Raw genomic sequence first — 21,181 nt, 5'->3', positions numbered from 1 at the left:
CCAGAGGAGAAGAGAGATGCAGTTTTCGAAAATTATCGGGCTTTCCGCCCTTTCACTCGCCGCCACCGTCACGTCCGCCGCCGCCCTTACGGTCGAAGAGGTTAAGCAGCAGGGTTTCATCCGCGCCGCAACCGCGAATGAAGTTCCTTATTCCTACATGCAGCCTGACGGAACGTCCGCTGGCATTGGTCCGGATGTTGCCAACCAGGTGCTGAAGACGATGGGGATCGAGGAAGTCAACTGGACCGTGACACCGTTCGGAACGCTCATTCCGGGCCTCAAGGCTAAGCGGTATGATTTCGTCGCCGCCGAGCAGAACATCTCGCCCGAGCGCTGCAAGCAAGTGGCGTTCACCGAGCCGAACTCCTCTTACGGCGAAGGGCTTCTGGTGAAGAAGGGCAATCCGAAGAAGCTGACGACCTATGCCGACATCGCCAAGGATCCGTCGCTGAAGGTTGCCGTGGTGTCCGGCGCCAACAATGTCGACTTCTTGCGCGCTGTTGGCGTGAAGGACGACCAGATCGTCTTCATCCAGGCCAATGCCGACGCCATTCCCACTGTCCAGAGCCGTGTTGACGCCTATGCCGCAACCGAACTGACTGTCTCGGAACTTGCCAAGGACCAGGCCCAGGTCGAGCAGGTCTCGCCCTTCACCGATCCCATCGTGAACGACCAGCCGGTGCGCAACTATGGCGGCTTCGCTTTCCGTCCGGAAGACAAGGAACTGCGCGACGCCTTCAATGCGGCGCTGATCGAGTTCCGCAAGACCGACGACTACAAGGCCATCCTCGGCAAATACGGGCTGTCCGAGCAGAGCATCGCGGCCGCTGCAGAAAAGAACGTCGCTGACCTCTGTGCCGGCAAATAGCTCAAGACGGCGCCCGGCACCTTCCGGGCGCCACCTTTTGCAGGGAGGTTTTGGATGGACTGGGGTGCATACCTGCCGATGATCCTGAAGGGCGCCGGCGTCACCATGACGATCACGCTGGCCTCCATCGTTGTCGGCACGCTGCTGGCGTTCTTCTTCGGCATTCTGCGCGTCGAAGGCGGCCCGGTGCTGTCGACGATTGCGCTTTGTTACACGGAGCTGTTTCGCGGCACCTCCCTGCTCGTCCAGTTGTTCTGGTTCTATTACGCGCTGCCGCTGGTCGGGCTCAGTTTCGAGCCTATCACCACCGGCATCCTTGTGCTGGCGGCGCATGCCGGCGGGTATGGGGCGGAAATCGTGCGCGGCGCCCTGTCGTCAGTATCCACGCAGCAATTGGAGGCGGCGCGAGCGCTCAACTTCAACCGCTTCCAGACGCTGTTCCGGATCTCGCTGCCACAGGCCATCGTCGAAATGATGCCGGCCTTCGGCAACCTTGCAATCGAGACGCTGAAGCTTTCTTCGCTTGTATCCCTGATCTCGATTGCCGACCTCACCTTCACCGCGCAGTCGATCCGGAACCTGACGCTCGACAGCGCCAGCATCTATTCCGTGACGCTCATCTGCTATTTCGCGATGTCTCTCGTGCTGATGATCGCCATCCGGATCATCGAGCATTTCGTCAGGCGCGGCGATGTCTTCCCGCGCTCGGCCCATTCATGAGGACCTGACACATGATGTATGGCTATGAGTGGGACACGACGACCTGGCTGACCTACACGATCTCGATCCTGCCGATCATCCTGATCGGCCTGACGGTGACGCTGAAAGCAGCCGCCGCAGGCTTTGCTATTGCGCTGGTGCTTGGCCTCGTGTTTGCACTGCTGCGTCGCAGCCGCCTGAAGGTGATCTCCTGGACAACCGCTGTCGTGGTCGAGTTTCTCCGTGACACGCCGCTTCTGGTGCAGCTCTTCTTTCTTTATTACGTGCTGCCGAACTTTGGCATCGTCCTGCCAGCCTTCCTTACAGGAGCAATCGCTCTCGGGCTGCAATACGCCGCCTATACCTCGGAGGTTTATCGGGGCGGCATCGAGGCGGTTCACCGCGGCCAGTGGGAAGCAGCGACCGCGCTCAACCTCACCCGCATGCAGACATACCGCGACATCATCATTCCGCAAGCGGTTCCACGCATCGTGCCCGCCATGGGCAACTACATGGTGGCAATGATCAAGGAGACGCCGGTGCTTTCCGTGATCACGGTCCTCGAGATGATGGGACTGGCCAACATGATTGGCGAACGCACCTTTGAATACCTCGTGCCGCTGACACTCGTCGGCCTGATCTTCCTTCTCCTAACGCTGATCTGCTCGGCCGGGCTCCACCGGCTGCAGAAGGCTCTTCCCAAAGCAGGGATCCCGATGCGATGACAAACACGACAGATCCGCCCATCATCGAGTTTTCCGACGTGACCAAGCGGTTCGGCGTGCTAACGGTGCTGGACCAGTTCAACTTCAGTGTCGCCAAGGGTGAGAAGGTGACGCTGATCGGGCCCTCCGGTTCGGGCAAGTCGACCGTACTGCGCATCCTGATGACGCTCGAGCCGTTTCAGGAAGGCACGCTGACACTCGCCGGCACGTCCTATCATGAGCCGGGCGCCCGAGGACGGTTCAAGGCCTCGGAAAAGCATCTGCGCCAGATCCGCAACCACGTTGGCATGGTGTTCCAGAGCTTCAACCTTTTTCCGCACATGACCGTGCTTCGTAACGTCGTGGAAGCGCCGGTTCGCGTTCTCGGGATGCAGCGCGCCGAGGCGGAAGCCCGCGCGATCGAACTGTTGCAGATGGTGGGCCTCGCGGACAAGAAGGACCATTACCCGGTGCAGCTGTCTGGCGGGCAGCAGCAGCGCGTTGCGATCGCCAGGGCGCTTGCCATGCGCCCCCGCGTTCTCCTTTTCGACGAACCGACCTCGGCGCTCGACCCGCAGTTGGTTGGCGAAGTCCTCGGCGTCATCCGCGCGCTCGCGCATGAACACGACCTCACCATGCTGCTCGTCACCCACGAAATGCGGTTTGCACGCGAGGTGTCGGATCGCGTCTGCTTTTTCGACAAGGGGCGGATCTGCGAGCAGGGTGCGCCGGAAGAAATCTTCGGCCAGCCGAAGCACGAACGGACCCGCGAGTTCCTGGCATCGATCCTGTAGGTCACTGCCAACTTCAATGCGGCGGGCGAGGCAAGGCGCGGCAGGGGTTGCCGCGCCTTGCGGCGTTCTTAAGCAGACTTGGCGAGCGGATTTTCCTGCTGCACATCGGCAAGTCCGAAGTGGGAGCGAAGGGTCGCGCCCTCGTAGTCTGCCCTGAACAACCCGCGCTTCTGGAGGATGGGCACGACTTCCTGCGCAAACAGCTCAAGCTGGCTATTGATGATCGGCGGCATCACGTTGAAGCCATCCGCCGCTCCGGACTCGAACCAGTCCTGGATGACGTCGGCGACCTCCTCCGGCGTTCCGGCGAGCGCAAAGTGCCCGCGTGCACCGGCAAGCTTGCGCAGCAGCTGCCGCAGTGTCAGCTTCTCCCGCAAAGTCATGTCGACGTAACCGACAACCCGGCTTTTTGACGCCTCGACCGAGTTCGGATCAGGGAAATCATCCTTGGTCAGCGGCCGATCGAGCGGGATGTGGCTGAAGTCATGGCCGCCGAACCGTGCCGACAGCCGCGTGAGGCCAACTTCCGTGCTGGTCAGCGCGTCAAGTTCTTCCCACACCTGCTCCGCTTCGCGCTTGGTCGAACCAATGGCGGCGCTGATGCCCGGCAGGACGACGATGTCTTCGGAACGCCGGCCGTAGGCAGCGGCGCGGTTCTTGACGTCGGAGTAGAAGGTCTTGGCCGTGTCCTTTACCATATGGGCGGTGAAGATGGCTTCCGCCCAGCGCGCGGCAAAGGCGCGTCCTGCATCGGACTGACCGGCCTGGATATAAACCGGGCGTCCCTGCGGGCTGCCGGGTACATTGAGCGGCCCTTTGGTCTTGTGGTGGCTTCCCTGGTAGTTCGCAGGCGTCACTCTCGACACGTCAAGATACTGGCCGCCCTCGCGATCATCGATGATGGCATCCGCAGGGAAGCTTTTCCACAGTGCATCGACCGCTTCGACAAACTCTTCCGCCAGCTTGTACCGGTCCGCGTGGTCGAGGTTCTGCTGAAGGCCGTAGTTGGCACCCGCCTCGGGTGCCCAGGATGTCACGATATTCCAACCAGCGCGGCCATTGCTCAGGTGGTCGAGCGTCGCGAACTGCCGGGCAAGCGTGTAGGGTAAGCTGTATGTGGTCGATGCCGTGCCAATGAGCCCGATGCGCTTCGTATGCGCGGCCAGCAGCGAGAGGAGCACGATCGGTTCCAACGATCCGGATGAAGCAAGACCGCTGCTGTTCCCCGCAGCCAGCGTGTCGGCCAGGAAGACGCCATCAAACTTTGCATCCTCCGCGATTTTCGCCGCCTCGACATAAAGATTAAGATCGGTGAGCGCCTTCGGGTTCGATTTCGGATGCCGCCATGCGCCTTCATGGTGGCCTCGGGACATCAGGAACAGGTTGAGGTGCAACTGCCGCGACATGGTATAACGCCCTTTCAGATAGTGTCGGTGTCGACGCCGAGGCTCTTCAGGAGCCTCGCACGCAGCGAGATGATTTCGGCTTGGTGGTCATGCCGCGGATGCGGCAAGGAAATGGCATGGTCCTCGGCGATCCTGCCGTTCTTCAGGACGAGCACCCGGTCAGAAAGGCGCAGTGCCTCATCCACATCATGGGTCACGAGGATCACTGTCGGACGCGTGCGCTCCACGAGCTTCATGAGTAGAGCCTGCATGCGCAGTTTCGTCAGCGCGTCCAGCGCGCCGAAGGGCTCATCTGCCAGCAGCAGGTCGGGCGCACGAAGCAGGGAGCGCGCCAGCGATGCGCGCTGCTTCTGTCCACCCGAAAGGGTCGCCGGCCAGGCATCGGCCTTGTCGCCAAGACCAACTTCGTGAAGCATGGCCGCTGCAACATCCCGTGCGTTGGGATCCCGAAGGCCGAGCGTGAGGTTTTCGATGACCGTTTTCCAGGGCAAGAGCCGCGCATCTTGGAAAAGCACCGAAACACTCTCCGGCGTTGTGTAGCGTCCCGAGGTCTCTGCATCGTCATCGAGGCTAGCCAGTGCCCTCAGTAGCGTGGTCTTGCCAGAACCGGATTCGCCAAGCAGCGACACGAACTGGCCGCGCGGCACGTCAAGCGAGATGCGGTCGAGAACCGATTTCCCCTTGAAGCTTCGCGACAGGTCACGAAGCACGACGGAGTTGGTCACGTGAACGTTCATGAGCCGAGCGCCCTCCGGTAGGACAGTGCACGCTGCTCAAGGAGCCTCACCAGCGCATCCGAGACCAGCCCGAGCACGGCATAGATGATGATGCCGACGACGATGATCTCGGTCTGGCCCCAGTCTCGGGCTCGGTTCATCAGGTAGCCAATCCCAGTCTGGGTATTGATGAGCTCAAGCACGACGAGCGCCGTCCAGCACAATGCGACCGCCAGGCGCAGCGACACGAAGAAGCCCGGCAAGGCTCCCGGAAGAGCGACGTGGCGAATGAATTCGGCGCGGGAGAGGCCCAGCGTCCGGGCAAGCTCCACATGGCCGATGTCGATGCCACGCAGTGCAGCATGCGTGTTGATGTAGACGGGGATCAGCACCGCCGTGAAGATCAGGAAGATCTTCATCGCCTCGCCGATGCCGAGCCAGATGATGACGAGCGGTATCAGGGCGAGCGTCGGAACAGCCCGCTTGATCTGGACGAGCCCGTCGATCAGTGCCTCACCTGTACGTGTGAGACCGGACAGAAGCGCCAGGACAACGCCAGCGACGACCCCAAGGAGAAGCCCTGAATAGGCCCGGCCAGCCGAGGCGGTCAGATGCGGCAGCAGGCTGCCGTCCATCAACATCTCGTAGCCGGTCCAGAGTGCCGTGGAAGGCGCCGCCAGCGTGCCGGGCGAGAGGAAGCCGAGACGCGATGCCGCTTCCCAGATGACCAGGACAATAGCGGGCCCCAGGAGGCGCACGCCCGCGGGCAGCTTTTCCGGGGTCAGCCGCGTCGCCTGCCGACCGGTGGTGGTACGCCGTTCGACGCGTGCAGGTTGCCTGATCAGGCCGCTCGTGGAGATATCTACCATGGGGCTCCCCTTCCTACCGCGACTGTGCGATCAGCGTGTCGAAGGTGCCGACGAAGGACTGCTTGGCGTCGAAGCGCTCTTTGATGGACTTCGCCTGATAAAGGATATCGATCAGCTTCTGATGGTGGGGAATGGCTTCGTCCGAAGTCTGGAAGACGAGCGGCGACTGCCCCTCCAAGATCGCGGCCGTGTCTTCGGCCGACACACGCTGGAAGTCCGTGAAGTAGAACTTCGCCCACTCCTGTTCGTGCTTGTTGCTCCAGATTCCAGCCTTCACGAAGGCGGGCAGGAACTGGTTGATCGCTTCCACCTTCTGTGGGTCCGCAAGAACGTCGGGACGTGCGTAGATGTAGGAGGTGCTGGGGAGGATCTTGCGTTCCTCCGGATCGCGTACCGCACTCGCGCCGACCTGTTTGGTAAGCCGGGTGACGAACGGTTCGCTCAGCACCGCAACATCGACTGCACCGGACCGAACCGCATCCGGCAGATCGGCGACGCGCAGATTGATGAGCTCAACGTCATCGAGGGTCAGGCCCGCCTTGTTCAGCGCTTCAATGAGAAATACCTGGCGGCCGGAGCCTTCCACGTAGCTCAGCTTCTTGCCCTTGAGCTCGGCGAGCTTGTTGATGACAAGGTCCGGTCGGCTGGTGAGGCGATACTGCGCAACTTCGCGGGTGAAGGTGGCGATGATGGGTAGGAGCGTTCCCGCGGCACGCGCCTGGATCGGCGGCGTGTCACCGACATAGGCGATATCAAGCGCCCCGGCGCGGATAGCTTCAAGAATCGCAGGTCCGCCTGCAAAGTTGGGAAGTTCAAGCTCGAAATCGAGCGCTTCACCTTCGCCGCTTGCCTTGAGAAGGTTGCGGACGAACTCCGATTGATCCGCGACGACCAGCTTGCCTGGCTTGGTTGCGGCTCGACCAATCGATGGTGTTACCAGCGCTGCTGCTCCCGCTGCTGCGGATGTTAGCAGAAAGTCTCGACGCTTCATGTGTTAGCTCCAGAGCTAGAGAGGACCTGTTTTCCGTCTCTAAAACCGTAAGCTAACTCTACTCATTCGGTAGACATAAGAATTCTAACTAACCGGGCCTGACGAACATATCTTGCTCACGGTTCAAGACTTGGCGAGCCATTCGTTCCGAGCCTTCATGATCACTCGCGTAGCGCGAGGATTGTAGATCCTGCACGCTTCAGCCGTATGAGAGTGATGATTCCGTACTACTAAAGGCTCCGGCCAAGTGCGGTTTCCCGTCAACCTGGCCGGAGTTCTGCGCCCTCAGGTGCGAGGCTGAAGCAGTGCCAGCGCCAGCGTTGCCGCAGCAAGGATCGAGGTCAGCGTCAGCGGTGCAGACGCGCCGAAGTGGTCGACCGCGAAGCCACCGAACAGCGCACCGATGCTGATGGCTACCTGGAAGGAAACCACCATCAGGCTTCCGGCCGCTTCCAATGCGTCACTCGCGCCACGAGAGAGGTTGGTCGGCAGAACGACCGGCGCCATGCCGAAGGCGAGACCCCAGGATGTGACAAGCGTGAACGCGACGCTGCTGTTGACGCCCCACAAGACAAGCGAGACAGCCGAGAAGGCCATCAGTCCGCCGGTGACCGCGAGCGCGATACGAACATTTGCGTCTGCCAGACGGCCGCCGACGAAGTTGCCGAACACGGAGGCGACGCCGAAGCCAAGCAGGGCGAGCGCGATCGGACCGGTGTCCAGCAGCGTTACCTGCTCAAGGAAGGGCCGCACGTAAACGGAGCCGGCGAAGTGCCCCGTCATCAGCATCAGGATGGCGAGCATGCCGAGCTGGACGGTGCGGCGCTTTGTCAGCCGGAACACGTCCGACAGGCTGTTGCTGGTATTTGCGGGCAGGCTCGGCAGGCTCAGGATCTGCAAAAGCATGGCGATCGCCGCCAAGCCCGCCGTCAGTGCCGTGGCCGCACGCCAGCCGATCCAGTCGCTGATCAAGGCCCCCATGGAAGGTGCGGCAATGGTGGCAAGCGAGACGCCGAGCGTCACAATCGCCATCCCCCGACCTGTCGCGTTCGTGCCTACGAGACGCGCGACTACCGCCACCGAGAGAGCCCAAAAGCCGCTAAGAGCAATGCCAAGCCCAGCGCGGCCGAGCAACAACAGCCAGAAGTCTGTCGCGAACGCGGCGAGAAGGTTGGAAATGATCGCCAGTGCACTTAGCCCGACCAGAACGGTCTTCCGGTTCAACTTGCCGATGAGCACATTGCTCAACAGGGCGGTCACTGCACCAACAGATGCCGTGGCGGTAACCACCTGGCCCGCCGTGCCTTCACTGACACCAAGATCACGCGCCATCGGCGTCAACAGTCCGGCCGGCAGGAATTCGGCAGAGACGAGAGCAAAACTCGTGGCTGCCATGGAAATAACAGCAAACCAGGTCGTCGGGCTCCAACTCGTCGGAACCGCATCGTCGAGATCAATGGTGGCGCTGTCTAGCTGAGATGTTGTGTCCGTCATTGAAGTACCTCCAAGATTGGTGGCCTTTAATAACGAAGTCAGGCAGGATGATATGTAGCTTAAAGTCCGATATGCATGTCCATTCGTCCGGATTTGGTGCGACGCACAACGCCGGGAGAGACGCTGGTGATGCGCTTGAAGGCGCGCGCGAAAGAGGCTTCGGACTCATAGCCCATATGCGAAGCGACCTCGGCAACAGACATGTTCTTGCGCAGGAGATCGCGGGCAAGCTGCATGCGCAGGCGCGTGAGATAACGGGCCGCGCCCTCTCCCAGAATCGCACTGAAACGCTCCGCGAAAACGGAGCGCGATTGACCGGCGACCGCCGCAAGTGCCTCCAGCGTCCAGTCCCGGCCGGGATCACGATGAATGGCGGCAAGTGCCCGGCCGACATGCGGATCACGGATGGCAGCAAGCCAGCCGCTGGTCGAAGCGCCGCTGCAGTTGACCCAGCAGCGGATAAGCCGCGCAACGAGCACATCTGCCATGCGCGACAGGATCGTAGCGCTGCCCATCTGCCGCTCGCAGGATTCTGCGGTCATCGCGGCAATCAGTGGGCCGATAATGGGGTCATTGCCCGCAACGTCGCAGCCCTTGATGATCGGCGGCATCAGCGCAAGCAACGGGTTGAGCGCATGCGCGCCCAAGGCCATCGAGCCGCAAAAGAGAGTGCTTGTTGCACCCGTGCCTTCCTGCACCACTTCGCAGACATTACCGCCGAACCTTTTCACGTGGCAGCGGTCAAACGTATCTGCGGCAACATCCGGCTGGCTCGCGAGACGGTGTTCAACGCCCTGCGGCAACAGGACCAGATCGCCGTTCTGCAGTTCCTGCCATCCGTGCATTTCGGTATGGATCCAGCAGGGCCCCTCACTCACGAAGTGAAAACGAAGCAGCGGTTGTTGGGAAAAGGTTATGCTCCAGGGATGGCGCAGTTCGCAGCGACCATAGGTGATGCCGCTCAGACGAAAATCCTGGAGGACTTCGCTCAAGGGATCAGAAGGCGCTTGGGTCACGGGCTGGGAGGAACGGTCAAGCATCGCCCGAATCTATGCGTCGACCATTCGAACCACAACCCGAGCAAGGTCGAACACTCAAACCCGCAACGCCGAATAATCCAACGCCCGCAAGTCAGCGAGCAACTCCACTCGCTGATCTCGCAGTACGGGAATGGAGGCTTTAGGTCCTCACGCTGCTTTCAAGCCGGCTGCGCGAAACGAGGTGACGGCATCTGCTCCCGCAGGAATCCGCATCGGTGCGTCCGGCTCCGTCACGGCCGTCCAGACAGCACGCGCGACATCTTCTGCTGTCGTCACTTCGGTCGATGACTGCAGCTTCTGCAACTGCTCCTGTACGAACGGCTGGTAGATTTCCGGAACCTCCATCCCCATGCGAGCTACGGCGTTCTTGCCGAAGTCCGTGGTGGGTGCGGCACCCGGCAGCACGAGCCGCGTCCTTACGCCAAACTGAGCGGCCTCCAGCGCGAGGCTTTCGGTGAAGGCATTGAGGGCCGCCTTGCTGGCGCTGTAGACTGACAGGGCCGGCAGCGGCTTCACCGTGACGACTGAGCTGACATTGACGATCACGCCCGAACCCTGCTTGCGCATGCCTGGAAGGAAAGCCTTCGCCATGGCAATAGGACCGAGGACGTTCGTATCGAAAAGCTCCCGGACCTGATCCATCCCGGAACCCTCTAACACGTTCAGCATGCCGACGCCGGCATTGTTCACGAGGGCATCGATGGTGCCAACGCTTTCCACTGCAGCAGCAATGCTGTCTGCCTCCGAAACGTCCAGAGCGATGACGCTCAACTGCTCATGGTCCGGAAGCACGCCGGGTCGCGGTTTGCGCATGGTCGCGATGACCTCCCAGCCTTCTGCAAGGAAGGTGCGGGCGGTGGCAAGGCCGAAGCCGGACGAGCAGCCGGTAATAAGAATTCTTGGCATTCTGTTTCTCCTGGTGGTGTGACACTGGAGAAATGGACTCTCAGCGGCGGACTTTATATATCTGGAAGTCCAGCATGCTTTAGCGAAAGTCCAACAATGGCAGATCCGATCGCCGAAGTCGTATCGCTTCTGAAGCCAAGCCTCTCGATCTCGAAGCTCGTCACCGGCGGCGGACGCTGGATGGTGGAGCGCAAGGACCTCGACAGTTCTTTCTATTGCGCCATGGTAGAAGGCTGCTGTCGGTTGACGATCACGGGCCGCGAGCCCGTCATCCTCAGTGGGGGCGATTTCGTGCTCATCCCAGAAGTCTGCTCCTTCACGATGGAAAGCATCGACCCGCTTCCGCGCGGCGCGCTCGCAGAGCGGTTGGAAACCGCGCCAGGTGTCTTCCGGCTTGGTGATCCGCGACTGCCTGCTGACGTGAAGATGATGGTAGGTCACTGCGCCTTTGCGACCGATGACAAGGCGCTGCTGGTGTCCCTGCTGCCGGAGGTGATCCACATCCGCGGCGAGGATCGGCTTGCATTGCTGGTCGGCATGATCCACGACGAAACGAGAAGCAGCCGCGTTGCCCGGGACATGGTGTTGCACCGTCTGTTGGAGGTGCTGCTCATCGAGGCGGTTCGCACCGCTGGCAGCGAGGTGCCGCCTGGCCTGTTGCGCGGCATGAGCGACCGGCATCTGGCACCCGCTCTACGCGGCATCCACGAGGACCCGGCTCGAACTGTAAATGTCGAGGCGCTGGCGCGCAGCGCCGGCCTATCCCGGTCGAGCTTCTTCGAGCGCTTCCGCCGCGAGCTGGGTGTTTCCCCAATGGAATATGCAACAGCATGGCGGATGGCGCTCGCCAAGGAGTTCCTGCGCCGGGATCTGGCAACCACAGAGATCGCTCGCCGCGTCGGATACGGCTCCGCCAGCGCCTTCAAAGCAGCCTTTACGCGGCACGTCGGAACCCCGCCTGGTGCCTATGCCCGGGCAACCCAGGCAAGTTGAAGGCACGGGCCAGCATCTGCCTTACCAAAGCTTAATCCTGAGATTCATCTTTGATTAACCACTCGGCTCCTAAGGCTGTTCTCGTCGAAAACATGAGGACTTCATTATGAAGCTATTCACCCGCGCTTTTGCAGTCGCCCTGGCAATGACATGCGCTGCGGCTCCGCTTTCCGCCCAGGCGCAGTCGCACCATCCGGACCGCAAGCCGTCGTTCCATCAGTCGCACAAGCCCCAGGCCCATCGTCCGCCGCCGAAGCACAAGTGGGCGCGTGGCCACAAGGTTTCCGACTGGAAGCGCCGCCAGCACGTGCGCGACTATCGCCGCTACGGCCTGCGCGCACCGGGCAAGGGCCAGCAGTGGATCAAGGTCGACAACGACTACCTACTCGTCAGCATGGCGACTGGCCTGATCCTCGGCCTCGCGGCAGGCCGCTGAGCCAGAAATCGGGAGGCCTCACCTCGGGGCCTCTCCTACACCCTGAACCGTCAACGCGCCTGGCCTTCACCGGGTTGCTCGGCCTTCGTCGCCTCGGGATCAAACTGCCGGTCAACATAGCTCATCCAGTTCCGGACATTGCCGAACAGGATGTCGAGATCGTACTGCCACTCAAGCAAAAGCAGGCGCCAGTTCATGCCTTCCGGCGTATAGCCCTGTTGTGAGATGAGGCCGCGGAGCGTCTCCATCTTCGCCGTGGGCGAGCTGTGAACGTCATGCTCGAACAGCCGGTGGAACCCATCTTCCCGAGAAACTTCCTGGAAACCGACTTCGGATACAGCAGGCATCGCATGTTCTCCTTCTGAACAAGCCGCCCCCTATATTTAGTGTACTCCTCCTGACCGCAGTTGTTAATCGGCCTGCAGGCTCGGTTAGAACAATCCTGTCGTGAAGAGCTTGCTCGTGGACAGGAAAGCAACGGCGTCCGCCAGACGCTGCGGATCGTTCAGCCCGGACCGATACAAGGAGACTGCAAGCCGCAATACCAGGTTCTGGTCGACATGCGCGCCACTGCTCGAAAGCGTTTCAACAGCCGCTTTCAGCGGTTCATGATCTTCCAGCAGCGAGCTGCAGCTTTGTAGCAGTTCCATGGTAGCTCTCTCAAACCGGTAAAGCAGAAACGTCTCGTCACTGGAGGCGCAAGCCCAAGCAGTTTCGCGCGACAGTGCGACGATCATGGAGCATGTGCACCTGCGCAAAGCTTATGTCAGCATCCGATCACGGCTTGGACACCCCGCTCACGATTTTGTGAGCAGATACACGCACGGCAAAGACAGGACGCCAAAGCCGGTGGTTCAAAAGGCGATGCGCCTAAAAGATCAGTGCGCCGCTTCGAACAACGCGATCCGAAAAATATGTTTTTTTATGGACACTCCCTGTCAATCATCGACATACTGCATAGGTACTGAGGGGGATATACGTCCTACGACAATCAATTTGCTGCTCTTCCGCTCAGAGGATACGCATCCTGCTGGGCTGAAGACCTATAAGGAGAATGCCTGCGCTGTTGAGCGGGGCTTAGAATGAATGGCTTTTGCAACTGAGGAAGACGCGCTGGACAAACCGGCTACGACCAAAATCAGTGTTAAGAACGTCTACAAGATCTTCGGCGAGAATACCGACGAAGCGCTCAAGATGGTGCGCGCCGGGAAGACAAAATCAGAAATCCACGCCGAGACCGGCGCCTTCGTTGGCGTCCACGATGCAAGCTTCGACATCAGGGCCGGCGAAATCTTCGTGATCATGGGTCTGTCCGGCTCGGGCAAATCGACCCTGCTTCGCCTCCTGAACCGCCTGATCGAGCCGACATCCGGCACAATCGAAATCGACGGCAAGGACATCACCAGCATGTCACGGCGCGAGCTCATCGAGTTACGCCGGCGCGACATCAGCATGGTCTTCCAATCCTTCGCGTTGCTGCCCAATCGGACCGTGCTAAACAACGCCGCCTTCGGGCTCGAAGTAGCCGGCGTTGGCGAAGCGGAACGGCACCAGAAGGCGCTCGATGCGCTGAAGGCGGTCGGGCTGGACGGTTACGCCGATAGCCGCCCCGACCAGTTGTCTGGCGGCATGAAGCAGCGCGTCGGACTTGCACGGGCACTTGCCAGCGAGCCGACAGTGCTTCTGATGGACGAGGCCTTCTCGGCACTCGATCCGCTCATTCGCACCGAGATGCAGGACGAGTTGGTCCGCCTGCAGGCGGAGCACAGCCGCACCATCGTCTTCGTCAGCCACGATCTCGACGAAGCGATGCGCATCGGAGACCGGATCTGCATCATGCAGAACGGTGCGGTGGTCCAGGTCGGGACGCCTGACGAGATCGTCATGAACCCGGCGAACGACTATGTCCGTTCCTTCTTCCGCAATGTCGACGTCTCCCACGTCTTCAAGGCGGGTGACGTGGCCCGCAAGACACAGGTGACGATCATCGAGCGGCAAGGTGTCTCTGCCGCCGCCGCGCTGGAGCGGATGCAGAACTTTGACCGCGAATACGCGATCATTCTTGGACGCGACAAGACGTATCACGGCATGGTCAGCCAGGCGTCTCTTGTGGAGAAGATGCGCCTCAAGGCGGCTGATCCCTATCGCGACGCGTTCCTTAAAGAGGTCGAGGCAATCCCGGCCAACGAACCTCTCTCGAACGTTCTCGGCCGCGTGGCGGCCAGCCCATGGCCCGTTCCCGTGATCGATGAGAACAGGCGCTATGTCGGCTCCATAAGCAAGTCTTCGCTTCTCGAAACGCTCGACCGCGCTAGCTGATTTGACCAACCGGCCAACCACCGGAGATACATATGAATTTCGATATCGGTGACGGCATCGACGCCGCCGTCAATTACATTCTGGACAACTTTTCGCCCGTCCTCGACTTCATCGCGGCGGCCATCGGCTTTGTGACGGGTACGATCCACGACCTGCTCACAGCCGCTCCCATGCCCGTTGCGCTGGCAATCTTCGTACTCCTGTCACTCTGGCGCGTCGGCATCGGCTTCGGCCTATTGACTGGCATTGCGCTCTGGCTCGTCAACCAGATGGGCCTTTGGGACGCGATGATGGAAACCCTGTCGCTTGTGATCGCGTCGACTCTGATGGCAATGATCGTCGGCCTGCCGCTCGGCATCGTCATGGCCCGCAAGGATTCAATCGCAGCCGTCGTGCGGCCGATCCTCGACCTGATGCAGACGATGCCTGCCTTCGTTTATCTCATTCCGGCGGCAATGTTCTTTGGCCTCGGCGCCGTGCCGGGTGCGCTCGCCACCGTCATCTTCTCGATGCCACCGGTCGTGCGCCTCACCAATCTCGGCATCCGACAGGTCCATCCCGAGTTCATCGAAGCCGGCAACGCCTTCGGCTGCACTTCGTGGCAGTTGCTGTTCAAGGTCCAGCTTCCGAACGCCATGCCGTCGATCATGGCCGGCATCAACCAGACGATCCTGCTGTCGCTGTCGATGGTGGTGATTGCCTCGATGATCGGCGCGGGCGGCCTCGGCAACACGGTACTCACCGGTATCCAACGCCTTGATGTCGGCACCGGCTTCGAGGGCGGCCTCGCTGTCGTCATCCTGGCTGTCATTCTCGACCGCCTTACCCAGTCACTGGGGAAGTCCCGCGCCTCTTTCTGGCAGGGCCTCTTCAGGAAGAACGAGCGCAAGAAGATGACGACGGCGACCGCCTGAGCTTTTTCCTGTGCCGGACCCGCGCGGGCGCTGAACCCGCAAAACCGAACTCCACAAAAAGGAGCTACCATGTTGAAACTGAAATCTGCAACTCGCCGGACGGCCCTGCTGACAGCCTTCGGGCTTGCGGCATCCGTTCTGTCCGTATCGACCATGCCGGTCGCTGCCCAGGATGCAAAGCCGATCAAGATCGGTTGGGCAGCCTGGTCAGACGCCGAGTTTGTTACCAAGCTCGCCGCAAAGCTCATCAAGGACGAACTTGGCCAGGACGTAGAACTGGTTCAGACGGACGTAGCGCCTCTTTATCAGGGCGTGAGCCGCGGGGACGTCGATGCGATGATGATGGCCTGGTTGCCTCAGACGCATGCCGACTACTTCGACAAGGTGAAGGACCGCGTCGAGACGCTCGGTACCGTTTACGACGGCGCCAAGCTCGGCTGGGTTGTTCCGGAATACATCCCGGAAAGCGAGATCGCTTCGATCGAGGACCTGAAGAAGCCGAACGTGCAGAAGGAACTCGGCGGCACGATCCAAGGTATTGATCCGGGCGCTGGCCTGACGCGGCTTTCGGAAAAGGCAGTCAAGGAATACGGCCTCGACGGCTACAAGCTTCAAATTTCCAGTGAAGCCGGGATGCTCACCAGCGTTGACCGCTCTTACCGGGGCGAGAAGTGGTTCGTGGCCACCTCCTGGAGCCCCCACTGGATGTTCGGCAAGTACAAGCTCCGTTACCTGAACGACCCAAAGACCTCACTTGGCGAAGCTGAACATATCGACGTGCTTGCCCGCAAGGACTTCAGCACCGACAACCCGAAGGTTGCAGGCTTCCTGTCGCGCATGAAGCTGCCGATCGCGGATCTTGAAGCAGCGATGTTCACCGCTCAGGAAACCTCCTACGACGAGGCAGTTGCCAAATACATCACGGATCACCCGGACCAGGTCAAAACCTGGCTCGGCGACAAGAACTGATCCTGCTGGCTCCGGATCCTTCCGGAGCCACTCCCCCTTCTCGGAGGACGATTGATGTATGACATGTCCAACGAACGGGCCTTCGGACAAGGCGATACGCTCGGTGGTCGCATCTCCTTGGCCCGCGCGGCCAAAGGCATTTCCGTGGAAGACGCTGCCAACCTGAACGACGTCGATCCGGACGTCTGGACGACATGGGAGAACGATCGCGACGCGCCAGCCACCCACCTTCTTGAAACGGTCGCCCTGACGCTTGACGTGAGCCTTCTATGGCTCCTCGACGGACGAGGTTTCGGCCCGATGTGGCGCCGAGAGGCATAGCCGACGGCCCGACCTAGTTGAGGAAATCGACGAGTGAGATGTCCACCATCCAGTCATAGTCGCCAACGACGACCGTCTCCGGCCGGGGCGCTGCAAACCCATGCGGCAGCAAGCCGAAGCAGGTTTGTGAGGTCTGTCCCGGCTCGATGATCTTGTCGTCACGCAGATAGCCGCGGTAGGCAACGGAGGAATGGCCTTTAAGGCGTCCGGTGAGGCTGAAGGAGATTCGCGCGATGGCACGACGATTGCCGTTGCTGAACTTCACCAGGATGGGCGCGGCCGGATCAGGACAGGAGGCTGCATCTGCCGATGCTTCTGCCGCGACCGCATCCTTCACCTGTCCAGATTTCTCTGCCTGCTGCGAACTGTACCACCACAGGCCGCATCCGGCCACGAAGGCCGCGGCCAGCAGGATGTATCCCAAGCGACGATTGAGCAGGAAGCTGAGGCCGATAGCCAGGACTGCGATGGCAACGACCCAGGCCATCACGCTATCCGATATTTCTGATGCATTACCATACCCACCTACATAGGCCGAGGTTGCGACGGCGCAACGGCATAAACAGCCTGTGATCCTGCCCGAATGGGCTTTCACACGAATTTTCGACGGCTGAAGGAATAAATCCTGCCCCTGCAGTGTCTCTACATTCGGCGGTCAAGCGATCCGCCTTCCAATGGGAGAGATGGTAATGAAGAAGATGCTTATTTTGGCGGCAGCATTCGCCGCAGTGGCCGGGACAGCTTTTGCTGCCGGTCCGTTCAAGACCGTCAAGACAGACAAGGGTGAGGTTCTTGCCGGTAACAAGGGGATGACCCTTTACACCTTCAAGAACGACAAGCCCGGCACCTCCAACTGCTATGACAAATGCGCAACGAACTGGCCTCCCGCCTTGTCCGCATCCGGCGCCAATGCCGAAGGCGACTACACGCTCGTGACGCGAAAGGATGGCGCAAAGCAGTGGGCGAAGGATGGCATGCCGCTCTACTACTGGGTTAAGGATAAGAAGGAAGGCGACACAACAGGCGACGGCGTGAACGGCGTGTGGGATCTTGCAAGACCCTGAGCAACCAGAGCCGCCCCCGGCGACAGACATGGCGACGCGGCAGCCACCGGGTGCCGCGCCTCTTTCCTTTGAACTGCAAGTGCTGACCCTGCTTCCTGGCTTGCGCCGTTATTCGCGCAGCCTGACGCGCTCGGATTCCGAAAGCGACGACCTGCTACAGGATAGCCTCGAAAAGGCGTTGGCGAACCGGGGCCAGTGGCGCGGAGGCAGCCTCAAGTCCTGGATCTACAGGATCATGACCAATGTTCACCTCAACACGAGGCGGGCGCTCGCCCGACACCCCTCCGTTCCCATCGAAGCTGCTGAGAACGCGACAGAGGAGACGTCGCCGAGCGATCCGCTGGAGCGACGCAAGCTCATCCGCGCGCTCGACGCGCTTCCGAAGGATGCAAGGGCCGTGCTGATGCTGGTGGTCGTTGAAGGGTATTCCTATCAGGAGGTGGCCGATATTCTGGAGGTGCCCGTCGGCACTGTCATGTCCCGCCTGTCGCGCGCCAGACATGCGCTTCAAGACAAGCTGCAGGAGGATAATGTTGTCCCTTTACGGAGAACCACATGACCGAAGCCTCCCTCATCACCGAGGCTGATCTGCACGGTTATGCAGATGGACTGCTTGGCGAGGCCGATCGCGTGCGGGTGGAACGGTATTTGGAAGGGAATCCAGATGCCGCCGAGCTGGTTTCGAAATGGGAAGCCCAGAACGTCGGACTCCGCCGCACCTTCGCCCCCTACGAGCGGTCTCATCCTGACGATCTCGATCTCCTCCTGACCAGGCCTCGCCTCGGCAAGCCGCGTGCGCGTTTGGCGTCTGCTTTGGCAGCCGTGGCGATCTTTTTAACCGGCGCGGCTGCCGGTCACTACGGCCCCGCCCTCGGCGGGAAAGATATTGAGACCGTCACCACAGCTGCTTCCTTTCCGCGCGAAGCGCAGGATGCTTATCTGGTCTATGCTGGCGAGGTACGCCATCCGGTCGAAGTTTTTGCCGAGGAAGAGGCTCATCTCGCGACCTGGCTCGGCAAGCGCTTGGCGGTCGCCGACCTGAAGATCCCTGCGCTACAGGCGCTCGGCTTCCAGCTTGTCGGCGGACGGTTGATCCCGGTGGCGGGCAAACCCGGCGGCATGTTCATGTATGAGGATCAGGCCGGCCAGCGGGTCACCATCGTCTTGGCGCGCAACCGGGACAACACCACGACGAGCTTCCGCTTTCATTCCGCCGGATCGATCGAAACCTTCTACTGGATCGACGGTGAGCTTGGGTACGCCGTTACCGGTGAAGTCTCACGCCAACGCCTGCAGGAGATCGCCCAGGCTTGCTACGAGCAGCTCTCGTGAACGGCGGACAAGGCTATCACTCCACAACGCCGATCATCGGACCAAACCCGCCGTGCCACGACCAATCGCTTCGTCCCAGGCGCTCGCTATAGATCCCAGCCCCTCGTCCGCCATCGAGGAACAGCGCGTTGGGGCACTTCATTTGGTCACGAAAGAAGCGCGCGAAAGCATGGAAGTTGATGTCATCCTCGCTGATCGCGAAATGAATGATGCCATCCTTCGAGATACCCACACCGCTACGTCGCGTCTTGTCCGTCGAGCCAGGAATAAGCGCCGGATGCAGCTTGTTCTTCACGACCAGCATCGGGCCCGATTGCGTGGCATACTGTACCGTTCTCGGCCGGCCGAGATACTCTTCGGTCGTCAGGAGCCCCGCGTCGCTTCCCGTCAGGAAAAAGATGCCGTTCGGCTTCTTATAGAAATTCGGAATCGATCCGGGTGACCCAGTCATTGTCTTTGTATTGATTGGCCTGAGTTCGCGACCATCCTCAATATAAAGCCCTACCGGCTCAAAGCTTTCGGAATACATCCCGCCGTTCACCGCGAAGACGAGTTGCTTGCCACCACTCGTGACCTCTTCCGCCAGGCGGGCGAACGACTTCAACGGCGCGCCGTCTGGCGCTTTCCAAAACATTCGCAGCTTGGTCTTTGTGGGGTCAAACGAGCAGACGGTGAGCTTGCTGCCCTCGAAGTTTTCCTCCGAGCAGAGGTTCGTGATTTCGGCCATGGCGCGAGCGGGCGAAACGGTCAGCGAGATCGCAAGCAGAGCCATCCACAGCCGGGCACCTAGCAGATGATCCACCATTACATCCCGTCTCCGGACCATTATGCGCATCTCCGCTGCCGCGGCCGCGGGGCTCGCCCGCCGCTTCGTCTGCGATCCTACTTCACCTGTGCGGCAATGAAATCCTTGACGATCTTCACGATGCCGCGCGCCATCACTTCATCGAGCGCCTTGATGAAAGCGTCCACGTGCTGCCGTTCGCAGATCAGCGGCGGCTCCAGCCGGATGACGTTGCGGTTATACTCAGTGAAGGCGACGAGAACACCGTGATCGCGCAGCAGATGGCTGCCGATGAAGCCGGGGAGCGAGCCCTTCAGCTTGTCGTCGAGCATGCCGATCAGCGGGCGCAGCACCATCGGCATTGCCTGCGAAAAATCATGGAATTCAAGGCCGACCATCATGGCTTGCCCACGCACTTCCTTCAGCAGGCTCGGATAACGCGCCTGCAACTCCTTCAACCGCTCCAGAAGGTAACCGCCGACCTCAGCTGAGTTATCAATCAAGTTCTCGTCGTAGAGCGTGTTGATCGCCTCGATCGCGGTCACGCAAGCCTCACCGATGCCGCCGAAGGTTGCCATGGCATGGATCATCGCGGTCTTCGGAGAGCCATAGGCCTTCATGTAGACGTCGCGTTTGGCGATCATCGCGCCGACGGCGGACTTGCCGCCGCCCAGAGACTTGGCGAGAGCCGTCACATCCGGAACCACGCCATAATGCTCGAAGGCGTAGAACTTGCCGGTACGGCCAAAGCCGCATTGTACCTCGTCGGCCACCCAGAACACGCCGTACTTATCGCAAAGCTGGCGCAGGCGTTGCCAGAAAGCAGCATCCGCCTGGATGATCCCGCCGCCCCCTTGCACCGTCTCAAGCACGATCGTGCCGATCTCGGGGTCGGTGCGAAAGGCATGCTCGATCGCAGCGATATCGCCAAACGGGACCCGCACGGTGTGGTCAACCAGCTTGAAGTCGCCGCGGTAAAGGGCACCATCGGTTATTGAAAGTACGCCCTTGGTTTTGCCGTGGAAGGAGTTTTCGGCATAGACGATCTTCGGCCGCTTCGGGCCGGCTGCACGTTCGGCCACTTTCACGGCCGCCTCCATCGCCTCGGATCCGGAAGAGCCGAGGAAGACCATATCCAGGTCGCCCGGTGAACAGGCAGCAAGGTTGTGCGCAAGGGCCGTTGCGTATTGCGACATGAAGGCGATCGCAATCTCCTGGCGATGTTCCTCCTGGAACTTGCGGCGGGCCGCGAGAATCCGCGGATGGTTGTGGCCAAGCGCCAGCGACCCGAACCCCCCGAAGAAGTCGAGGATCGCGCGGCCATTCTGGTCATAGTAGTACATGCCCTCGGCACGCTCGATCTTCACCTTGTGGAAGCCGAGAAGCTTCATGAAGTGAAGCTGGCCGGGGTTGAGATGACGCAGGAAGAGCTCCGTCATCCGCGATACATCAAGCGCCTTCGCCTCCTCCACGGAGAGGAGTGCCGGCTTGGACGTCGAAGCGCGCGGCGCTTCGGCGGGCATATCGTCTTGGTCTTCGATCACTTGCGCTAGAATGGCCAT

General features: G+C 60.7%; 25 protein-coding genes. 13 read left to right on the top strand and 12 right to left on the bottom strand.

Going from position 1 to position 21,181, the window contains the following annotated elements; all coding sequences use genetic code 11:
- Positions 1–16: 16 nt before the first annotated feature.
- The 4 genes from ehuB to ehuA are packed head-to-tail and all read left to right on the top strand — an operon-like array spanning position 17 to position 3,065.
- Positions 17–868 (top strand): ectoine/hydroxyectoine ABC transporter substrate-binding protein EhuB, encoded by an 852-nt coding sequence (gene ehuB / locus CYG48_RS20865; protein ID WP_118852586.1) that lies wholly within the window; start codon positions 17–19, stop codon positions 866–868.
- Between the two features lie 54 nt (positions 869–922).
- Positions 923–1,588 (top strand): ectoine/hydroxyectoine ABC transporter permease subunit EhuC, encoded by a 666-nt coding sequence (ehuC, locus tag CYG48_RS20860; protein ID WP_118852585.1) that lies wholly within the window; start codon positions 923–925, stop codon positions 1,586–1,588.
- A gap of 11 nt (positions 1,589–1,599) precedes the next feature.
- Positions 1,600–2,292 carry an ectoine/hydroxyectoine ABC transporter permease subunit EhuD gene (ehuD, locus tag CYG48_RS20855; RefSeq protein ID WP_118852584.1) on the top strand — a complete coding sequence of 231 codons (693 nt, stop codon included), beginning with the start codon at positions 1,600–1,602 and terminating at the stop codon, positions 2,290–2,292.
- Positions 2,289–3,065: an ectoine/hydroxyectoine ABC transporter ATP-binding protein EhuA gene (gene ehuA / locus CYG48_RS20850; protein ID WP_118852583.1), complete on the top strand. Its 777-nt coding sequence runs from the start codon at positions 2,289–2,291 to the stop codon at positions 3,063–3,065. The genes ehuD and ehuA overlap by 4 nt, the downstream gene beginning before the upstream one ends.
- A 68-nt stretch (positions 3,066–3,133) precedes the next feature.
- Here ehuA and CYG48_RS20845 read toward each other — a convergent pair whose 3' ends face one another.
- The 7 genes from CYG48_RS20845 to CYG48_RS20815 form a co-directional block, all read right to left on the bottom strand.
- Positions 3,134–4,471, bottom strand: coding sequence for an LLM class flavin-dependent oxidoreductase (locus CYG48_RS20845; RefSeq protein WP_118852582.1), 1,338 nt, complete (start codon positions 4,469–4,471; stop codon positions 3,134–3,136).
- A gap of 14 nt (positions 4,472–4,485) precedes the next feature.
- On the bottom strand, positions 4,486–5,208 hold the full coding sequence (locus tag CYG48_RS20840; protein WP_118852581.1) for an ABC transporter ATP-binding protein: 723 nt from the start codon (positions 5,206–5,208) through the stop codon (positions 4,486–4,488).
- Positions 5,205–6,056 carry an ABC transporter permease gene (locus CYG48_RS20835; RefSeq protein WP_118852580.1) on the bottom strand — a complete coding sequence of 284 codons (852 nt, stop codon included), beginning with the start codon at positions 6,054–6,056 and terminating at the stop codon, positions 5,205–5,207. Before CYG48_RS20835 ends, CYG48_RS20840 begins: the two co-directional genes overlap by 4 nt.
- Before the next feature lie 13 nt (positions 6,057–6,069).
- On the bottom strand, positions 6,070–7,047 hold the full coding sequence (locus tag CYG48_RS20830; protein ID WP_118852579.1) for an ABC transporter substrate-binding protein: 978 nt from the start codon (positions 7,045–7,047) through the stop codon (positions 6,070–6,072).
- Positions 7,048–7,332: 285 nt separating this feature from the next.
- Positions 7,333–8,541 (bottom strand): MFS transporter, encoded by a 1,209-nt coding sequence (locus tag CYG48_RS20825; RefSeq protein WP_118852578.1) that lies wholly within the window; start codon positions 8,539–8,541, stop codon positions 7,333–7,335.
- 59 nt (positions 8,542–8,600) lie between these two features.
- Positions 8,601–9,581 (bottom strand): AraC family transcriptional regulator, encoded by a 981-nt coding sequence (locus CYG48_RS20820; RefSeq protein WP_118852577.1) that lies wholly within the window; start codon positions 9,579–9,581, stop codon positions 8,601–8,603.
- Positions 9,582–9,728: 147 nt separating this feature from the next.
- Positions 9,729–10,487: an SDR family oxidoreductase gene (locus tag CYG48_RS20815; RefSeq protein WP_118852576.1), complete on the bottom strand. Its 759-nt coding sequence runs from the start codon at positions 10,485–10,487 to the stop codon at positions 9,729–9,731.
- A 96-nt stretch (positions 10,488–10,583) separates the two neighbouring features.
- Here CYG48_RS20815 and CYG48_RS20810 point away from each other — a divergent pair, with 96 nt between their 5' ends.
- Together CYG48_RS20810 and CYG48_RS20805 are read left to right on the top strand one after the other, a co-directional pair.
- On the top strand, positions 10,584–11,480 hold the full coding sequence (locus CYG48_RS20810; protein ID WP_118852575.1) for an AraC family transcriptional regulator: 897 nt from the start codon (positions 10,584–10,586) through the stop codon (positions 11,478–11,480).
- A gap of 106 nt (positions 11,481–11,586) precedes the next feature.
- Positions 11,587–11,916: an RcnB family protein gene (locus CYG48_RS20805; protein WP_118852574.1), complete on the top strand. Its 330-nt coding sequence runs from the start codon at positions 11,587–11,589 to the stop codon at positions 11,914–11,916.
- Between the two features lie 50 nt (positions 11,917–11,966).
- Here CYG48_RS20805 and CYG48_RS20800 read toward each other — a convergent pair whose 3' ends face one another.
- Both CYG48_RS20800 and CYG48_RS20795 read right to left on the bottom strand, forming a co-directional pair.
- Positions 11,967–12,263: a hypothetical protein gene (locus CYG48_RS20800; RefSeq protein WP_118852573.1), complete on the bottom strand. Its 297-nt coding sequence runs from the start codon at positions 12,261–12,263 to the stop codon at positions 11,967–11,969.
- Positions 12,264–12,347: 84 nt separating this feature from the next.
- Entirely contained in the window at positions 12,348–12,566 is a 219-nt protein-coding gene (locus tag CYG48_RS20795) for a hypothetical protein (protein ID WP_118852572.1), read from the bottom strand.
- 463 nt (positions 12,567–13,029) lie between these two features.
- On the opposite strand from CYG48_RS20795, the gene proV reads away from it, so the two are divergent.
- The 4 genes from proV to CYG48_RS20775 all read left to right on the top strand — a co-directional run bounded on the left by proV (position 13,030) and on the right by CYG48_RS20775 (position 16,439).
- Positions 13,030–14,235 (top strand): glycine betaine/L-proline ABC transporter ATP-binding protein ProV, encoded by a 1,206-nt coding sequence (gene proV / locus CYG48_RS20790; RefSeq protein WP_118852881.1) that lies wholly within the window; start codon positions 13,030–13,032, stop codon positions 14,233–14,235.
- 32 nt (positions 14,236–14,267) lie between these two features.
- Complete coding sequence (locus tag CYG48_RS20785; protein ID WP_445304357.1) at positions 14,268–15,149, top strand: ABC transporter permease; 882 nt, start codon at positions 14,268–14,270, stop codon at positions 15,147–15,149.
- Positions 15,150–15,218: 69 nt separating this feature from the next.
- Positions 15,219–16,118: a glycine betaine ABC transporter substrate-binding protein gene (locus CYG48_RS20780; RefSeq protein ID WP_118852570.1), complete on the top strand. Its 900-nt coding sequence runs from the start codon at positions 15,219–15,221 to the stop codon at positions 16,116–16,118.
- 54 nt (positions 16,119–16,172) lie between these two features.
- The gene (locus tag CYG48_RS20775; protein ID WP_118852569.1) at positions 16,173–16,439 is read left to right on the top strand and encodes a helix-turn-helix domain-containing protein; all 267 of its coding nucleotides are present in this window, start codon (positions 16,173–16,175) and stop codon (positions 16,437–16,439) included.
- A 13-nt stretch (positions 16,440–16,452) separates the two neighbouring features.
- Here the strand turns inward: CYG48_RS20775 and CYG48_RS20770 are convergent, their stop codons facing one another.
- Entirely contained in the window at positions 16,453–16,926 is a 474-nt protein-coding gene (locus tag CYG48_RS20770) for a hypothetical protein (protein ID WP_118852568.1), read from the bottom strand.
- A gap of 196 nt (positions 16,927–17,122) precedes the next feature.
- Here CYG48_RS20770 and CYG48_RS20765 point away from each other — a divergent pair, with 196 nt between their 5' ends.
- From CYG48_RS20765 to CYG48_RS20755, 3 genes are read left to right on the top strand one after another with little or no spacing between them, the layout of a single operon-like run.
- The gene (locus CYG48_RS20765; protein ID WP_445304356.1) at positions 17,123–17,503 is read left to right on the top strand and encodes a COG4315 family predicted lipoprotein; all 381 of its coding nucleotides are present in this window, start codon (positions 17,123–17,125) and stop codon (positions 17,501–17,503) included.
- Positions 17,504–17,531: 28 nt separating this feature from the next.
- Positions 17,532–18,062: an RNA polymerase sigma factor gene (locus CYG48_RS20760; RefSeq protein WP_118852566.1), complete on the top strand. Its 531-nt coding sequence runs from the start codon at positions 17,532–17,534 to the stop codon at positions 18,060–18,062.
- Complete coding sequence (locus CYG48_RS20755) at positions 18,059–18,835, top strand: anti-sigma factor family protein (RefSeq protein WP_118852565.1); 777 nt, start codon at positions 18,059–18,061, stop codon at positions 18,833–18,835. The genes CYG48_RS20760 and CYG48_RS20755 overlap by 4 nt, the downstream gene beginning before the upstream one ends.
- 16 nt (positions 18,836–18,851) lie before the next feature.
- Here CYG48_RS20755 and CYG48_RS20750 read toward each other — a convergent pair whose 3' ends face one another.
- Both CYG48_RS20750 and CYG48_RS20745 read right to left on the bottom strand, forming a co-directional pair.
- On the bottom strand, positions 18,852–19,607 hold the full coding sequence (locus CYG48_RS20750) for a phosphodiester glycosidase family protein (protein WP_445304369.1): 756 nt from the start codon (positions 19,605–19,607) through the stop codon (positions 18,852–18,854).
- A gap of 110 nt (positions 19,608–19,717) precedes the next feature.
- A complete protein-coding gene (locus tag CYG48_RS20745; RefSeq protein ID WP_199925370.1) occupies positions 19,718–21,142 on the bottom strand; it encodes an aspartate aminotransferase family protein in 1,425 nt (474 codons plus the stop codon).
- Positions 21,143–21,181: the final 39 nt, after the last annotated feature.

This window comes from Neorhizobium sp. SOG26 (assembly GCF_003491345.1).
In the GTDB taxonomy this organism is placed as follows: Bacteria; Pseudomonadota; Alphaproteobacteria; order Rhizobiales; family Rhizobiaceae; genus Neorhizobium; species Neorhizobium turbinariae.
This window is presented reverse-complemented; position numbering and strand designations above follow the sequence as displayed.

Excerpts from the sequence above, each read along its gene's own strand:
- CYG48_RS20830 (WP_118852579.1), bottom strand. The coding sequence starts at position 7,047 with ATGAAGCGTCGAGACTTTCTGCTAACATCCGCAGCAGCGGGAGCAGCA.
- CYG48_RS20795 (WP_118852572.1), bottom strand. The coding sequence starts at position 12,566 with ATGGAACTGCTACAAAGCTGCAGCTCGCTGCTGGAAGATCATGAACCG.
- CYG48_RS20840 (WP_118852581.1), bottom strand. The coding sequence starts at position 5,208 with ATGAACGTTCACGTGACCAACTCCGTCGTGCTTCGTGACCTGTCGCGA.
- CYG48_RS20800 (WP_118852573.1), bottom strand. The coding sequence starts at position 12,263 with ATGCCTGCTGTATCCGAAGTCGGTTTCCAGGAAGTTTCTCGGGAAGAT.
- CYG48_RS20750 (WP_445304369.1), bottom strand. The coding sequence starts at position 19,607 with ATGGCTCTGCTTGCGATCTCGCTGACCGTTTCGCCCGCTCGCGCCATG.
- ehuC (WP_118852585.1), top strand. The coding sequence starts at position 923 with ATGGACTGGGGTGCATACCTGCCGATGATCCTGAAGGGCGCCGGCGTC.
- CYG48_RS20845 (WP_118852582.1), bottom strand. The coding sequence starts at position 4,471 with ATGTCGCGGCAGTTGCACCTCAACCTGTTCCTGATGTCCCGAGGCCAC.
- CYG48_RS20820 (WP_118852577.1), bottom strand. The coding sequence starts at position 9,581 with ATGCTTGACCGTTCCTCCCAGCCCGTGACCCAAGCGCCTTCTGATCCC.
- CYG48_RS20770 (WP_118852568.1), bottom strand. The coding sequence starts at position 16,926 with ATGGCCTGGGTCGTTGCCATCGCAGTCCTGGCTATCGGCCTCAGCTTC.
- CYG48_RS20815 (WP_118852576.1), bottom strand. The coding sequence starts at position 10,487 with ATGCCAAGAATTCTTATTACCGGCTGCTCGTCCGGCTTCGGCCTTGCC.
- CYG48_RS20780 (WP_118852570.1), top strand. The coding sequence starts at position 15,219 with ATGTTGAAACTGAAATCTGCAACTCGCCGGACGGCCCTGCTGACAGCC.
- CYG48_RS20825 (WP_118852578.1), bottom strand. The coding sequence starts at position 8,541 with ATGACGGACACAACATCTCAGCTAGACAGCGCCACCATTGATCTCGAC.
- CYG48_RS20810 (WP_118852575.1), top strand. The coding sequence starts at position 10,584 with ATGGCAGATCCGATCGCCGAAGTCGTATCGCTTCTGAAGCCAAGCCTC.
- CYG48_RS20785 (WP_445304357.1), top strand. The coding sequence starts at position 14,268 with ATGAATTTCGATATCGGTGACGGCATCGACGCCGCCGTCAATTACATT.
- CYG48_RS20760 (WP_118852566.1), top strand. The coding sequence starts at position 17,532 with ATGGCGACGCGGCAGCCACCGGGTGCCGCGCCTCTTTCCTTTGAACTG.
- CYG48_RS20805 (WP_118852574.1), top strand. The coding sequence starts at position 11,587 with ATGAAGCTATTCACCCGCGCTTTTGCAGTCGCCCTGGCAATGACATGC.
- CYG48_RS20745 (WP_199925370.1), bottom strand. The coding sequence starts at position 21,142 with ATGCCCGCCGAAGCGCCGCGCGCTTCGACGTCCAAGCCGGCACTCCTC.
- ehuB (WP_118852586.1), top strand. The coding sequence starts at position 17 with ATGCAGTTTTCGAAAATTATCGGGCTTTCCGCCCTTTCACTCGCCGCC.
- CYG48_RS20765 (WP_445304356.1), top strand. The coding sequence starts at position 17,123 with ATGGTAATGAAGAAGATGCTTATTTTGGCGGCAGCATTCGCCGCAGTG.
- CYG48_RS20775 (WP_118852569.1), top strand. The coding sequence starts at position 16,173 with ATGTATGACATGTCCAACGAACGGGCCTTCGGACAAGGCGATACGCTC.
- CYG48_RS20835 (WP_118852580.1), bottom strand. The coding sequence starts at position 6,056 with ATGGTAGATATCTCCACGAGCGGCCTGATCAGGCAACCTGCACGCGTC.
- ehuA (WP_118852583.1), top strand. The coding sequence starts at position 2,289 with ATGACAAACACGACAGATCCGCCCATCATCGAGTTTTCCGACGTGACC.
- ehuD (WP_118852584.1), top strand. The coding sequence starts at position 1,600 with ATGATGTATGGCTATGAGTGGGACACGACGACCTGGCTGACCTACACG.
- CYG48_RS20755 (WP_118852565.1), top strand. The coding sequence starts at position 18,059 with ATGACCGAAGCCTCCCTCATCACCGAGGCTGATCTGCACGGTTATGCA.